This is a genomic window from Calidifontibacter terrae, from assembly GCF_054778835.1.
Genome location: NZ_BAAGZF010000002.1, coordinates 620,601 through 635,560, shown reverse-complemented (window position 1 = coordinate 635,560; position 14,960 = coordinate 620,601). Strand labels below are relative to the sequence as shown.

Annotated in this window: 12 protein-coding genes, 1 tRNA gene and 1 riboswitch; of the genes, 3 read left to right on the top strand and 10 right to left on the bottom strand. The window is 66.9% G+C overall.

Annotated features, from left to right (window positions below; translation table 11 throughout):
- The first annotated feature begins 54 nt into the window (after positions 1-54).
- Both ACYU98_RS05785 and allB read left to right on the top strand, forming a co-directional pair.
- Positions 55-1,299, top strand: coding sequence for a DUF6986 family protein (locus ACYU98_RS05785; protein WP_460467237.1), 1,245 nt, complete (start codon positions 55-57; stop codon positions 1,297-1,299).
- A gap of 8 nt (positions 1,300-1,307) precedes the next feature.
- Entirely contained in the window at positions 1,308-2,639 is a 1,332-nt protein-coding gene (gene allB / locus ACYU98_RS05780) for an allantoinase AllB (protein ID WP_460467236.1), read from the top strand.
- Between the two features lie 105 nt (positions 2,640-2,744).
- Here the strand turns inward: allB and ACYU98_RS05775 are convergent, their stop codons facing one another.
- The 4 genes from ACYU98_RS05775 to ACYU98_RS05760 form a co-directional block, all read right to left on the bottom strand.
- Positions 2,745-3,650 carry an SDR family oxidoreductase gene (locus tag ACYU98_RS05775; RefSeq protein ID WP_460467418.1) on the bottom strand — a complete coding sequence of 302 codons (906 nt, stop codon included), beginning with the start codon at positions 3,648-3,650 and terminating at the stop codon, positions 2,745-2,747.
- Positions 3,651-3,949: 299 nt separating this feature from the next.
- Positions 3,950-4,025 (bottom strand) — tRNA-Thr (locus tag ACYU98_RS05770).
- Between the two features lie 39 nt (positions 4,026-4,064).
- Positions 4,065-4,706 carry a prepilin peptidase gene (locus ACYU98_RS05765; RefSeq protein ID WP_460467235.1) on the bottom strand — a complete coding sequence of 214 codons (642 nt, stop codon included), beginning with the start codon at positions 4,704-4,706 and terminating at the stop codon, positions 4,065-4,067.
- A 61-nt stretch (positions 4,707-4,767) separates the two neighbouring features.
- Positions 4,768-5,370 carry a LysE/ArgO family amino acid transporter gene (locus tag ACYU98_RS05760; RefSeq protein WP_460467417.1) on the bottom strand — a complete coding sequence of 201 codons (603 nt, stop codon included), beginning with the start codon at positions 5,368-5,370 and terminating at the stop codon, positions 4,768-4,770.
- Between the two features lie 71 nt (positions 5,371-5,441).
- On the opposite strand from ACYU98_RS05760, the gene ACYU98_RS05755 reads away from it, so the two are divergent.
- The gene (locus ACYU98_RS05755; protein ID WP_460467234.1) at positions 5,442-6,905 is read left to right on the top strand and encodes a threonine/serine exporter family protein; all 1,464 of its coding nucleotides are present in this window, start codon (positions 5,442-5,444) and stop codon (positions 6,903-6,905) included.
- 76 nt (positions 6,906-6,981) lie between these two features.
- On the opposite strand, the gene ACYU98_RS05750 is transcribed toward ACYU98_RS05755, so the two are convergent.
- The 6 genes from ACYU98_RS05750 to ACYU98_RS05725 form a co-directional block, all read right to left on the bottom strand.
- On the bottom strand, positions 6,982-7,755 hold the full coding sequence (locus tag ACYU98_RS05750; RefSeq protein ID WP_460467233.1) for a transglycosylase family protein: 774 nt from the start codon (positions 7,753-7,755) through the stop codon (positions 6,982-6,984).
- Positions 7,756-7,761: 6 nt separating this feature from the next.
- Positions 7,762-7,925, bottom strand: a riboswitch (cyclic di-AMP (ydaO/yuaA leader).
- 129 nt (positions 7,926-8,054) lie between these two features.
- Positions 8,055-9,740 carry a serine/threonine-protein kinase gene (locus ACYU98_RS05745; protein ID WP_460467232.1) on the bottom strand — a complete coding sequence of 562 codons (1,686 nt, stop codon included), beginning with the start codon at positions 9,738-9,740 and terminating at the stop codon, positions 8,055-8,057.
- Positions 9,741-9,797: 57 nt separating this feature from the next.
- Positions 9,798-10,799, bottom strand: a complete 1,002-nt coding sequence (locus tag ACYU98_RS05740; RefSeq protein ID WP_460467231.1) for a LacI family DNA-binding transcriptional regulator — start codon at positions 10,797-10,799, stop codon at positions 9,798-9,800.
- Positions 10,800-10,836: 37 nt separating this feature from the next.
- Positions 10,837-11,778, bottom strand: coding sequence for a sugar ABC transporter permease (locus tag ACYU98_RS05735; protein ID WP_460467230.1), 942 nt, complete (start codon positions 11,776-11,778; stop codon positions 10,837-10,839).
- Complete coding sequence (locus tag ACYU98_RS05730) at positions 11,778-13,379, bottom strand: ABC transporter permease subunit (protein WP_460467229.1); 1,602 nt, start codon at positions 13,377-13,379, stop codon at positions 11,778-11,780. The genes ACYU98_RS05735 and ACYU98_RS05730 overlap by 1 nt, the downstream gene beginning before the upstream one ends.
- A gap of 131 nt (positions 13,380-13,510) precedes the next feature.
- Positions 13,511-14,842, bottom strand: a complete 1,332-nt coding sequence (locus ACYU98_RS05725) for a sugar ABC transporter substrate-binding protein (RefSeq protein WP_460467228.1) — start codon at positions 14,840-14,842, stop codon at positions 13,511-13,513.
- Between the last annotated feature and the right edge of the window lie 118 nt (positions 14,843-14,960).

The following is a 14,960-nucleotide window of genomic DNA, read 5'->3' as shown; positions in this document are numbered from 1 at the left end:
CGACATACGGAACATATCCTCCACGAAGCAGAACGTCACGACACAGGAGTCCGGATGACCACACCCTCGTTCGTCCCCGACCTCGCCCGGCGCCTCGACGAGCAGCTCGCCGCCGCCGATCACGATCTCGCGGAGCATTACCCCGGCGACCGGACCGACCGCGGGCCGATTCACACGGTCTACGTTCCCGGCGACGTCTTCACGGCCGAGACCACCCGCGAGTGGGGCGACCGGGCGCTGCAGCTGCTCGAGGACTTTGCGCCTGACACCACGACCCTCGCCGATGCTGTGGGCGCGCCGATCGCCGAGGTCGAGCAGGTCTACGGGCGGTTGCAAAAGGTATTGCAGGACGGCCCGATCCAAGACCTGCGCATCGATTTCGAGGACGGCTACGGCCGCCGCCCCGACGAGACCGAGGATGCCCACGTCGCCGCGGCGACCGAGGCGATCCGCCAGTTGCTCACCCGACCCGAACGTCCTACCTGGTGGGGTATCCGGTTCAAGGCGTTCGAGGCGCCGACTCGCGAACGAGGGCTGCGCACGCTCGCGTCATTCGTCGACTCCGTACGCAACAACATCGGCGACGGACTGACCCTCACCCTGCCCAAGGTGACCTCCGTCGCCCAGGTCGACGCGATGGTCCATGCCTGCGACACCATCGAACAGGCGCTCGGCCTGCCCCACGGATCACTCGGCTTCGAGATCCAGGTCGAGACGGCGCAGGCGATCATGGCCGGCTCCGGGTTGGCGCCGCTCGCCCCGATGATTCGCGCCGGTCGCGGCCGGGTGACCTCGCTGCATTACGGCACCTTCGACTACAGCGCCGGCCTCGGCATCGCGGCGCCTTTTCAGGCGCTCGACCACCCGGTAGCCGACCACGCGAAGAACGTGATGCAGGTCAGCGCCGCCCAAACCGGGGTCCGCATGAGCGACGGATCGACCAACGTCGTGGCGTTCGGCGACCGAGACCAGGCCCACGCAACCTGGCGGCTCCATGCCGGACTCGTCGAGCGATCGTTGGTCCGCGGGATCTACCAGGGCTGGGACATGCACCCTGGTCACCTGCCGACCCGCTTCCTGGCGAACATGCTGTTCTTCCGGCGCGCGATGCCCACCGCCTGCGCCCGCCTGTCGGCCTACCTGAACCGCACGGCGGGTGATGTGATGGATGAACCGGCCACGGCTCGGATGCTGGCGACGGCGTTGCTGCGCGGTGCGCACTGCGGCGCGATCGATCCGGCCGAGATTGAGGCTTCAGCCGGCATCACCGTGGACCACCTGGTGGACCTGACCCGATAGGAATCGCCTTGAACAACAACCAGTTCGACCTCGTCATCCGCGCGGAGCGGGCGCTGGTCGACGGCGCGCTGCGACCGGCGGTGATCGGCGTACGCGATGGGTTGATCGCGCAGGTCGCCGGCGATGCCTTGTGGACCGGAACCGCGCAGGTGCAGGTGCCCAGCGACGAGATCCTGCTGCCCGGACTGGTCGATACCCACGTGCACATCAACGACCCTGGTCGCGCTGAGTGGGAGGGGTTCGCAACGGCGACCAGGGCCGCGCTGCGTGGGGGCTACACCACCTTGGTCGACATGCCCCTGAACAGCCTGCCGCCGACCGTAAATCTTCTCGCGCTCGAAGCGAAGAAGGCTGCCGCGCAAGGAAACTGCTTCGTCGACATGGGCTTCTGGGGCGGCGCGATCCCGGGCAACGTGGCCGAACTGCAGCCGCTGCATGACGCCGGCGTCTTCGGCTTCAAGTGCTTCCTGGCCGACTCGGGTGTTCCGGAGTTTCCCCCGCTCGACGCGGATCAGTTGACCGAACACCTCACCGAGGTCGCCCGGCTTGGCTCGCTGATGATCATCCACGCCGAGGACCCCTCTGTGTTGTTGTCAGCACCACAGATCGGCGGGCGGGCCTACCGCAATTTCCTCGCCTCACGCCCGGATGAATCGGAGGTCAGCGCGATCCGGACGGTGATCGATGCGGTCCGAGCCACCGGCGCTCGCGCCCACATCCTGCACCTCTCCTCAGCCGAGGCGCTGCCCGAGATTCGCGCGGCCAAAGCCGAGGGACTGCCGCTCACCGTCGAAACCTGCCCGCATTACCTGTCGTTCGCCGCCGAGACGATCCACGACGGTTCGACGGCGCATAAGTGCTGCCCACCGATCCGCTCCCAGGCCAACCAGGACCTCCTTTGGGAGGCGCTGCGTGACGAAACCATCGACTGTGTTGTCAGCGACCACTCGCCGAGCACCGCCGAACTCAAGCAGGTGGAGGTCGGCGATTTCGCCACCGCGTGGGGTGGGATCTCCTCGATCCAAGTGGCGTTCACCGCAGTCTGGACGGCGGCCCGGGAGCGCGGGTTCGAGATCGCCGACGTCGTGCGCTGGATGTGCACCCGCCCAGCTCAGATCGTCGGGATGCGCGGGAAAGGCCTGATCGAGACCGGCAACAGCGCCGACCTGGTCACCTTTGCCCCCGACGACGCCTGGACTGTCGTGGTCGCGGAACTGGAACACCGCAACAAAATCTCCGCGTACGACGGGCTCCGGCTCACCGGCCGCGCGCGCCGGACCTGGCTGCGGGGTGTCGAAGCGACGATCGAGTCACCCGCCGGCCAGTTCGTCACGCACTGACCCCTCAACCAAACGGCCGGCGCGGGCGCGCCAGCTCACCGGCCCCTGCACCGAACAGCGCGACCGCTGCGGCGACCAGCGCCCAGAGCTTCGTCGCAGCCTCGATCAGGCGTGAGTGGAATTACCGTCTGTGGTGAGCAGTTCTCCTGCGCTCGAGCCGTCGGTCGGCGCCGCGCTCGAGCCATCGGTCGACCCGCCTCGCTTCAACATCTTGCGCTGCACGCGCCGCCCCTGGCGAACCACCGACGGGATGGCGGCCAACGCGATGCGCGGAAACGTGTCGCCAAAACGAACCTGGGCTCCTCGCCAGCGCGGAACGCTGGTCACCGGACGCGGCTTGTCGAGGACCTTCGCCACGACCGCCACAACCTCCTCGGGCTGCAGCAGCTTGCCGGAGAACGACAAGGCAGAGGCCGGGTCGCCGAGCTTGTCATGGAGCATCGGGGTCCAGATGCCGTCCGGGCAGACACAGGAGATGTCGATGTTGCGGATGCCGGCCAGGCGCAGATCCGACAAAGTGCTGAGGCTGAAGCCGATCGCCGCATGCTTCGACGCCGCATAAACCGCCTCGCCGGGCACAGCGCTCAAGCCGGCCAGCGACACGATGTTCACGATGTGACCGCCGCGATCACGCATCGCCTCGATCGCGGCGACTGTGCCGTTGATCGTGCCGAGCGCATTGATCTCGATCATCGTTCGCCGCGCTTCGGCCGTCTGTTCCCACGCGGGGCCGGTGATCAGAACACCGGCGTTGTTCACCCAAACGTCGAGGCGGCCGGCGCGCTGCACAGTCTCGTCCCGCGCCGCCTCAACCGCGGCTGCATCGCGTACGTCGAGCGCCCGGGCAAACGCGTTCTCCCCCAGTTCCGCAGCCGTCGTGGCGGCCGCGGCGGCATCGATGTCGGTGACCAACACCAGGTGGCCGCGCTCAACCAGCAGTCGGGCGATCTGTTTGCCGAGACCGCGGCCGGCGCCGGTGACGACCGCGCCGGCAGCTCCAACTCGAATCATCGACGACACGCAGGTCACGATAGCCGGACGGCGTCCCGCGCAGGGCGTTGCCAGAACCACACGACATGCTGGTCACCACCGGCTCCTGGGAGATCCGATGCCTGAATCGCCGCTGTCCGTCGACCTACTCGTGATCGGTTGGGGCAAGGCGACCCTGCTCGAGGGCCACGCCTGATTCAAGGGCCACGCCTGATTCACCGGACCCCGCAGTTGCTGAACGGCATCTGGACCCATCCCTCAAGCACCGAAGCGCTGAATCAGGTGCTCGCCGAGCCGAAGCCCTATGAGGGGTAAGGCTGTGGAGCCGGAGACAGGAGTCGAACCCGCGACATCCTCATTACAAATGAGGCGCTCTACCAACTGAGCTACACCGGCAGTGGCCCTGGGGCCGAGGCACGATCTTACCCGTAGTGCTCACCCGGTCAGAATGCCCGTGACTGCGCCCAGCAACAGCGGTGGGCCAAAGGCGATGTGCGTGTGTCGTGTCGCCCGACGGGTCACCACCAGCAGCAGAGCCCAGAGTCCGCCGAACAGGAATCCTTGGAAGAGCCAGGCGACCACGGTGAGCGCGCCCAACCAGCCGAGCGCTCCCCCGAGCAGGGCAGCGAGTTTCACGTCGCCGAGACCCAGGCCCGAGGGCGCTGCCAGTGCCAGCAACAGGAACAGGCCACCGACCGCCAGGCCGCTGACCGCCGCGACAGCCAGCCGCGTCCACTGCCCGGTTGCCGCGGAGCCCACCATGAGCAGCGCGGCAACCACCGGCATCGATCCGAGGGTGAGCCGATCCGGCAAGCGATGGACATCGCTGTCGACAGCCGCGAGCGCCACCGCGACGACGGTTAAAACTGCGTACGCCGGAACAGCCCACCAGGTCAGGGTCGCGACTCGCCACACCACCACCGGTAGGGCAACGGCGAACGCCACTGGCACCCAACGAAATCGAGGAACGACAGCAAGGTCTGCCGGCCGGCGATGGAGCCCGCCCGCTAGGTGGCGCCGCACGAGCACGCCCACCACCAGCCCGGTCAGGGCGGCGAGGGCGACGGCGTACGGCACGCCCTGACTGTGCCAGTTCGGCGCCCGCCGTGGGCCGCGCGAGCGGGCGCTTGTGGAGAACTCAGCCGAGAACCAGCAGGGTCGCCACCAGCAGCATCGCGCAGCCGATCACCACGTCGAGCGCCCGCCACACCCCTGGCCGCGCCATCCACGGCGCGACAGCGCGCGCACCGAAGCCAAGCCCGCTGAACCACAAAACGCTCCCCGTTGCGGCGCCGCCGGCGAACCACCATCGCCCGCTGTGGCCGTGCTGGTTGGCCAAGTTGCCGAGCATCAGCACGGTGTCGAGGTAGACGTGTGGGTTGAGATAGGTCAACGCGAGCGCCGTGAGCGCGACGGAGCGAACCGTGAGCGACTTGCGCTCGACACCGGTTTCCAGACCGCTGGGGTGCAGCGCCGAGCGGAACGCGCCGATGGCGAACCAGACCAGGTACGCGGCGCCGAGCCACTTCAGAACAGTCAACACGGTCGGGTGACTGGCCACCACCGCGCCGACGCCTGCGACACCGAGCGCAATCAACACCGCGTCGCTGACCGCGCAGATGACCACCACAACGCCTACGTGTTCACGATGGACGCCTTGCCGCAATACGAACGCGTTCTGGGCTCCGATCGCCACGATCAGGCCGAGCCCGGTCAGCAGGCCGGTGAGGTAAGCATCGATCACGCTGGAAATGTATCTGCGCTGTGCGTGCCCGGTGAACGCGACACAGTTCGCGATGGGAGAGTTGGCCGGTGACCGATCAGCAGTTCCCCGACCCCGGTGGTCGCCGCCCGCTCCCGATCAATCCTCAGCAGCCCCGTCAGTTCTCCGCCCGAGCGCGGCGAGCCATCGCTGGTGGCCGGCCCACCGTGCCGATCGGCCTGCGCGGCCAGGAGGGCGGCCCGGAAGACAACCTGGTCCGTCTGGTCATCGACCTGGGACTGCGCGTCGGTGAAGCCATGCTCTCGACGGGTGCCTCCGCCGCCGACGTCACCGCCGCGGTACTCCGCCTTACCCACGCGTACGGCGTCCGGTCGATCCACGTCGACATCACCTACTCCTCGATCACCATCTCCCACCACCGCGGAGTGCAGCGCGACCCGATCACGGTGATGCGCATCGCGGCGGTGATGCAGCAGGACTTCACCCGCCTCGAGCAGCTGCAGCGCCTCGTACGAGAGGCAGAGACCGGTGATCTTGAGCTCGGCTCCGCCCACGAGCGGCTCGACTCGATCATCGACATGCCGCACCCCTATTCGCGGGCCATCTTGTTGTTCGCCTCCGCGGTGATGGGCGCGGCGATTGCCGCCCTGCTGGCCGGGGAATGGCCACTCATCCTGCTGTCCGCATTCACCACGACCGGCGTACACCTGCTGGTGCGCCAACTGACTCGCGCTAACGTGCCGGCGTTCTTCGCCCAGGCCGCGGGCGCCGCTCTGCCCACCCTCGCGGCGGTGATCATCAACCTGCTCGCCAACAACTTGGGGATCGATGCGTTCAAGGAGATGAAACCCTCCGTCGTGGTGGCCTCGGGGGTGGTCGCGCTGCTGGCCGGGCTCGCCGCGGTGGGTGCGGCGCAAGACACCATCGACGGGTTCTACATCACCGCTGCCGGTCGAACGTTCGAAGTGTTGCTGCTGTCCGGCGGCATCGTGGCGGGGGTTCTCGGGGTCCTGGCGCTCGCCGAACAACTCGGTGTCGACATGCAGATCACCCCGAGCCTGCAGTTCTCCAGCAACCCGGCCGTCGGCGTCCTTTGTGCGGGAGCGATCACCTTCGCATTCGCGGTCTCTGCCTACGCAGGCCCTCGTACGGTCGTCATCGCCACCATTGTGTCGATGCTCGCCTGGGTAGTGAACTCCACGCTGGTCGACCACAACATCTCGGCGCAGTGGGCGGCAATGTTCGCGGCCCTGGTGATCGGTGCGCTCGCGACCCTGTTCGGCATCCGCCAACGGGTGCCGTCATTGGCCCTGGCGACGTCGGCGATCGTGCCGCTGCTGCCGGGTCTGCTGGTCTACCGCGGCGTCTTTGAGTTGGTGGCCTACAAGAGCGACCCGACCCGGGGCGGTTCCACGCTGTTCGGCGCGGTGCTGGTGGGTCTGTCGATCGCTTCCGGGGTCACCCTCGGCTCTCTGCCTGGCCGCTTGCGCCGCCCGGAGACGCTCACCAAACGCCGGCTGCGACGCAGCCACCGAGTTCGCCTCCCACGTTGACCACCCGGAATGCGTGAAACCCCCGGCGATTGCGCCGGGGGTTTCAGCCGCGAGAGCCGGTAAAGATTTGCCGGACTTACATCACGTGAGCGTTGAGGTAACGCTGGAGGTACTTCACCGTCGTCGGGTCGAGGTAGCTCGCGTTGTTGTGCGGAGCGCCGACCACGGTCTGGATCTTGGCCACGGCGTAGCGACCGATCCAACCGTCCTGGTAGGCCCCGACCTTGCGCTGCAGCGCACGGGTGGTGATCGGACCGAAAGCACCATCCTGCGCTGTGCCGACCCACTTCTGCACCGCGCGGGTGGTGTTCGGACCGAAGACACCGTCAACGGCCAGACCACGGGTGGTGCTACGCGACGGCGGCTGGGTGGTGGTCGGCGGCTGGGTCGTGGTGGGCGGCGGGGTGCTGCTGCCACCGCCACCGATCTGCACCGCGAGGCCGTTGGCCACGGTCAGACCGGCACGCTTGGAGCAGACCGGCCAAGCGCCCGGACCCTGCACCCGCAGCACGTTCTGGGCGATGAGGATCTGCTGCTCACGGGAGGCGAGGTCGGCGCGGGCGGCGTAGCGGCCGCCGCCGAACTCGGTCCAGGTCGAGCGGGTGAACTGCAGACCGCCGTAGAAGCTGTTGCCGGTGTTGATCGACCAGTTGTTGGTCGACTCGCAGGTGGCGACGCGGTCCCAGACGTTCCACGGGGTCGCGGTCTTGATGACGGTGGTCGCGTCGGCGCTTGAGTGCGCTGTGGCGGCCCCGGTGCCGACGGTTGCGGCGGAGAGCATCATCACGCCGGCAACGCGGCGGCCCGCAATGGACTGTCGGACAGCTGAATGTCGGGGGGTGTATGCCAAGGGGGTGTCCTTTCCAGACGATGCCTGCGGGGTTAGCTGTCGGGTTCGGACGGAAAGGTGTCCGGCCGGTTGGTTCCGGCTTCACCCCAAGACCACGGTGGGTCAGTAGTGGGTCCCCCGCCCTCACCCGCGGTTGCGGGTTGTGTCCTGAGGCTCGGCATCTGGACACAAACGATTTGACGGAATGTGTGAAGTTATCCGGAAATCGGTGTGTCGGCTTCCGGTGAGGCTGCCGATACGTTACCGGTGAACGAGGGGGCGGCCAACCCCCTGTGGACAACTGTTCAACAAAGATTTGGTCACCAGCCCGACGGCATGCTCGGAATCAGATCACTTCCGGGCACCTGGTTGCCGCTGGAATACGGCCACCAGTTCAGCGGCGAGTCCAGGTGGGAGAACGCCAACAGCGCGGTCAACACGGCGACCGCTGCCAACCCGATGACCAGTCCTGTCGCAATCTGCCGGTTCGGCGAAATAGCTCGTACGAGGGTGCGCGACCCGCGCCGGGTGGCGGTGCCTCCGGGACCCCACCACGATGCCCACAGCGCGACGAGGGTGCCGACACCGATGGCCAGTGGCCGGTCATAAACCGACGCGGTCAGCCCGCCCACGGCCTCGGCGATGGCGGTCAGTACCCCCGCGACTGCGCCCAGGAACGCCGGAACAATGACGACCAACAGAGTCGAGAAGGCCGCCACGACGGCGTGCCAGGGCGACAGCGCCCACGCGATCGCGGTGTCCGAGCGGCGCTTGCCAGCGGCGTACTGCCGCAACACCATCGAGGTAATCGTCTTGTCGTTCCACCGCGCGGCGAAGACCCAACCCAACGCCATCACCCAGGCCACGATCGGCAGGATCGTGGCCAATCCAGCGCCGGCCAAAGCGAGGCAGAGCAACGTCCAGCTGCGGGCCGGCTGCCCGATCCGTGGGTCGCGCGGACGACCGACAACACCCTGATCCCATCCTGGCTGCGCCGGAGCGGCGAGGTGGTCGGTCGGCGGCTGCTGTGGGCGTACGGGTACGGCCTTGCGGTGCAAGGGTGTGGTGGCGGGGTGGGGCACCCGGCGCTGCACGATGGCACCGGTGGTGCCGCCGCGGGCAAACACGTCGAGCTCCTGCAGGATCTCCGCCGAGGTCGGCCGATCGCCAGGCTCGGGCGAGAGGGCGGCGCCGAGCAACGGCCGGATCCGTGAGTCGACCCCACTGAGGTCGGCCTGTCCGCGAGCCACGCGGTCGAGCACGACCGGCATCGGGCCCTTCCCGAACGGGGCTCGGCCTGAGGCCGCGTAGGCCAGCGTTGCCGCCCATCCCCACCAGTCAGTGGCGGCCCCGACGTCGGCGCCGTCGATGATTTCCGGTGACAAGTAGCCGGGGGTGCCCATCACCAAGCCGGTCTGGGTCAGGCGGGATTCGTCGGCGATGTGGGCGATGCCGAAGTCGATCAGCACCGGTTCGTCACCGACCATCAACACATTGCCCGGCTTCACATCGCGGTGGACGACCCCGGAGCGGTGGATGGCGCGCAGGGCCTCGGCCAGTCCGCGACCGAGCGCGGCAAGTTGGCGAGGGTCCAACGGCCCGCGCCCGTCGATGACCTCGTCGAGCGGCGGCCCCGGAACATATTGGGTGACCAGATAGGGGTGGTCCCCGTCGACGTCGGCGTCGACGACCTGGGCGATCCCCGGCGCACGCACCCGGGAGAGGGTCTCGACCTCGCGGCGCAGCCGGTCTCGGGCCTTGGAGTCGTAGGCGACGTGGGAGCGCAGCACCTTGATCGCGACATCGTCACCGTTGGGTGCCTTTGCGAGGTGGACGACACCCATGCCGCCCTCGCCCAACTGCTCCAACAACACGTACGGACCGAGCCGGACCTGCTGCGGAACGACCTCCGTCGGGTCGGCCGCCCGCGGCAGCCGCCCCCGCGCGACAGGCAGCCGATGGGTGCCGGTCGTCGTCTGGGTGGGGTCCTGCGGGTCGCCGTTCATACCCCCACGTTAAGTGGGAAAGCTGTACCGATCGCACAGCCGCGCCACAGTGGCGGATCAGGAACCGGTCGCTGCGGGCCCGGTGGACGCGCGCACCACCAGCTCCGGGTCGAACAGCAGTTCACCGGGTGGGGTGCGGTGGCTGGTGATCTGCTCGGTGAGCGCGTTAACGGTCGCTTCGGTGATTCCTTCGATGTTCTGCCGCACAGTCGTCAGCGCCGGCGAGGCGTATTGGGCCAGGAACGACCCGTCGTAGCCGATCACCGAAAGGTCGGTCGGCACCACCAGTCCAGCTTGCTCCGCGCCTCGTACGACGCCCAACGCCATCAGGTCGGACCCGCAGATCACCGCCGTCACGCCACGATCGACCAGCCGGCGGCCGGCGAGTTCGCCACCCTCGAGAGAGAACCAGGTCTGCTCGACGTATGACGTCAGCCCGGCTTCGGTGATCTGGTCGCGGAATGCGGCGAGCTTGGAGCGACTCGGGACATACCGGGACTGGCCGGTCGCCAACCCGATGCGTTCGTGGCCGAGCTGACGCAAATGACCCAACGCCATTCGTACGGCGGCCTGTTCGTTGGTCGCGATCGACGGCACCAGGAGCTCGTCGCGCGGCCCGTTGATCGTCACGAGCGGAAGGCCGCGATCGACCAGTTCCTGATACATCGCGGTGTCGGCGCTCAGGTCGGCGTGGCGACCGCTGACGAACACCAGGCCGGCGACGCCGCGCTCCTGGAGCAGCTCGACGTAGTCCTCCTCCTGGGTTCCCCCGGGAGCTTGGGTGCAGATCACCGAGGCGTAGCCGTTGGCGGCGAACCGGGATTGGAGCGCCTGCGCCATGACAGGGAACACCGGGTTGGTCAGTTCCGGGACGACGATCCCGATCATCCCCACGGTCCGCCGGCGCAGCTTGGCTGGCCGGTCGTAGCCGAGGACGTCGACCGAGGTCAGGACAGAGGCACGCGTCGTCTCCGACACATTGCCCTTGTCGTTCAACACTCGGCTGACCGTGGCCTCGCTGACCCCGGCATGCGCCGCGATCTCGGTCAGTTTGGCCATCGCGCCTGCCGTTCGATGGGCTCGTAGCCAGCTCGCACTACTTGACCGAGCCCTGCGTCAACCCACCAACCAGCTGACGCTGGAACACCAGGTAGAGCACCGCAACCGGCAACGCCGACAGCAACGCGCCGGCCGCGAACTCACCGAACAACGCGTTCTTCGTGTTGCCCTGGGTCATTTGGTAGAGCCCGACGGCGAGGGTCTGGGAGTTGGCGTCGGTCAGGAAGATGCTGGCCAGCATGAACTCGCCGAAGACGCCCACGAACGCGGTCATGAAGACCGTGACGAGGATCGGCATGACCAGACGCAGCGTCATCGTGAAGAAGATGCGGGCGTGCGAGGCGCCATCGACCAGCGCCGCCTCGTCGAGCTCCTTAGGGATGGTGTCGAAGTAGCCCTTGAAGAGCCACACGTTGCCGCCCATCGCGCCACCCAGGTAGACCAGGATCAGGCCGCCGGCGGTGTTCAACCCGAACGGCGACATGATCTCGCCGACCTTGGCGAAGGTGATGTAGAGACCGACGAAGGCCAGCAGGGCCGGGAACATCTGCAGCAGCAGCAACGCCATCAGCCCTGCGCGGCGCCCGCGGAACCGCATCCGGGAGAAGACATACGCCGCGAGCGCGCCGATGAAGGTCGAGGCGAAGGCCGCCACCAGGCCGATGAACAGCGAGTTCTTGTACCAGTGGCCGAACGGACGCGACGGGTCGTTCAACAACGTACGGAAGTTGTCGAAGGTCGCTCCGCGCGGAATGAGCGTGGTGGTCGACAGCGACCCTGACGGGTTCAAGGCGGCGGACAGCACGAACAGGATCGGGAAGATCGCGAAGAACAGCGCCAGCAAGGCCAGCGCGTGACGCCACCACACTTTGCCGAAGCCGCCTGCGCGACGCGGAGCCTTGGGGGCGTCGGCGAACGCTTCGGGTTCAACGCCTTCCGCCGGCGGGATGATTCCACCGGAGCCGGGGATCGCAGTCATCAGTTGACCTCCTCAAGGGCCTTTGAGCGCATGAATCCGGGAATGTTGATGAGCGCGACGATGAAGAAGATGATGATCGCCAGCGCCGACGCGAGGCCGTAGTCGGGGCGCGACCCGTTGATCGCGAACCGGTAGGCGAGGTTGATCAGCAAGTCGGTCGACCCGAATTGCGCGTTGCCGGAGTTGAACGGCCCACCACCGGTGAGCAGATAGATCAGTCCGAAGTTGTTGAAGTTGAACGCGAACGATGCGATCAGCAGCGGCCCGACGGCCACCAGCAGCAGCGGCATGATGATCGACCGCAGGGTTCGGATCGGGCCCGCGCCGTCGATCTTCGCCGCTTCCAGTACATCGCCCGGAATCGACTGCAACGCGCCGGTGCAGACGATGAACATGTAGGGGAAACCAAGCCAGAGGTTGGTGAGCAATACCGCCGTGCGCGCGCCCCAGGTGGTTCCGAACCAGTCGATGTTCAGCCCGGTCAGGTTGTTGATCAGCCCGAACTGCTGGTTGAACATCGAGGCCCAGACCAGCGCAGAAACGAACACCGGGATCGCGTAGGGAAGGATCAACAGCGATCGATAAAAGCTGCGCCCCTTGATCCGCGCATCGTTGAGCAGGAGCGCGAGCAGCATGCCCATCAAGAAGGTGCTGATCACCGAACCGGCGGCGAACAAGACGTTCCAGACGAAGGTCTTCAGGAAGCCGGTCCGATAGGTCGGGTCGTTGATGACGGTCTGGAAGTTCTTGAAACCGACGTTTTCCTTCCACCCCACCGGCAGCGAGTCACCCTTGCCGTCCTTCGGGACCCACTCGGCGTTCTTGACGACGTAGACCTTCTTGGTGTCGGAATCGGTCATCGTGTTGGCCTTCTTGTCCCACACCAGGGTGGGACGGCCCTCGAATGCCAGCGAGATGCCGCTGGCCTTGATGCCGCCACCGTTGGCCGTGGGCACCGCGAGCTGGTTCAGCTCCTTGCTGCGCTGGTTTGCCTGCTTCAAATTCAAGATGGTGTAGCCCGGCGCAGAACTGATCGAGCCCAGCTCGACCTTGACATCGCCGGTCAGCGGCTTGAGTCCGTTGGCATCGCCGACGAAGTTCTTGCCCTGGGGGTCGGTCAGCAGGAACAGCAGGGGTCCGGTGGTCAGCGGTTCGCCCTGTTTGACCGCGACGGCCAGACCGTACGGCTTGGAGCCGGCAACCTGCTTGACCGAGTAGGCGATGTCTTGCGCCGTCGCGTCCTCTTTGGAGGCGATGTGACCCTGCCCGTAGTTGGTGAACGCAGTCGCCGCGGTGTAGACGATCGGCCAGACCTGCAGACCGAGCAGCAGTACGAGACCGGGCAGCAGGTATTTCAGCGGAACCGCACGTTTGGTGCCGTAGACCGCCAGCACGATCAGCGCCATGAACGCGACGACAACGACCCACGCGGTGTAGCCCTGGTCGGCGAGCTTGGTGGAGACGTACACACACAGCAGCACGGTGGCCGCGATCAGCCCCCACTTGATCGTGTGGGCCCACCAGGGGGTGGACGTTTGCAGGCTGATCGGGTTCGAAGTGACGGTCGAATCCAGATCGGGGGTCGACGACGTTGTCGGCAAGGCAGCCTCCGAGGGAGCGGACGAAACGGGGGTACGACGCGGCCGATCCTGCCGCCGGCGGCCGATGGTGGGTCCCGGTCTCGGGACCCACCATCGGTGATCAGCGCTTGTGCGCGATCAACTTTTGCGGATCAGGAACCGGATTTGATCGCGGTCGCGATCTCGGTCGCGGCCTGCTTGAACCGAGCGCCCGGCTGGGACTTGCCCGAGACCACGTCGGCCTCGGCCTGGCCCAGCGGACCCCATACAGCGTTCATCGCCGGGATGTTCGGCATGAGCTTGCCGTCCTTGCCCGCAGCGGCCCACGCCTTGACGTCGGCATCGGTGCCGACGACCTGGTCGTACGCAGCGGTCAGTGCCGGCGGACGCTGGCCAACCTGGAACATCGCAACCTGAGCGTCCTTGGTCGTCATGAAGTTCGTGACGAACTGCTGGGCGACCGTGGCGTTCTTGGCCTTGGACGAAACGTAGAACTGCTGGACACCGAGGAAGGGCACCATCGCGCCGCCACCGGTGACGGTGGGCAGCGGGTCGACGGAGTACTTGATGCCGGCCTTCTTGAACGCCGGGATCGACCACGGGCCGGTGATCTCGAAGGCGGTCTTGCCCGAGGCGAACAGGGTGTCGGAGTTGGTGTCGTCGATGTTGGTCGACAGGACCTTGTCCTTGCCCAGCTTCGCGAGCAGCTCGGCGCCCTTGAGCGACTGGGGCGAGTCGACGGTCAGCTTGTTCGGGTCGTAGTCGCCGTTGGCCTTGGTGCCGAAGTAGCCACCACCGAACGCCGAGAGGAACGGGTAGGCGTTGTAGGCGTTGCCCTTCTTGCCCACCTGGTTGCTCAGAATGACCGAGCACTTCTTGGCGGTCACACAGGCGGTGCCGTCCTTGATCAGGTCATCGAGGGTCTTCGGCGCGGTCGGCGCCAGCGCTGTGTTGCGCACCAGCGCGAGGTTCTCCACGCCGTAGGGAACGGCGTAGGTCTGGCCGTTGAACTCGGTGGCCGCGACGGCGTTCTTGTTGAAGCCGGCCTTCACGGCGGCGGGAACCTGGAGCGGGGCGATCGAGCCGTTGGCGACGAGCTCACCCATCCAGTCGTGGGCGCCGATGATGACGTCGGGCGCCTGGTTGGCCTTGAACGCGGTGTTGAACTGCCCACGCACGTCGGTGGCGATCTGCACCGACACCTTGACGCCGTTCTTGGTGGCGAACTGGTCGGCCAGCTTCTGGACGACCGGAGCGGTGGTGCCGTCGGCCCAGATGACCAGGTCGGCGTTGGCGTCGCGCTGCGGCTTGTCGGTGCTCAGGGTCGTTGCGGCAGCGGCCGAGGTCGACGCGGAGGTGCTGCTGCCGGTCGCACCTGAGGTGGACGACGTGTTGGTCGAGCTCGAACTGTTGCTCGAGCCACCACCACAACCGGACAGGACCAGGGCCGAGCCGGCCAGGGCGACGGTGAGGGTGCGCTTCATCAAAGTGTCTCCTTGGGTTCGGGATCGACGATGACCCCAACTGTGATGTTCGCCACTATGACAGTCCCGCCACAGATTATGCAAGAACTTGCAAGCTCCGTGACAGGAACGTCATCTA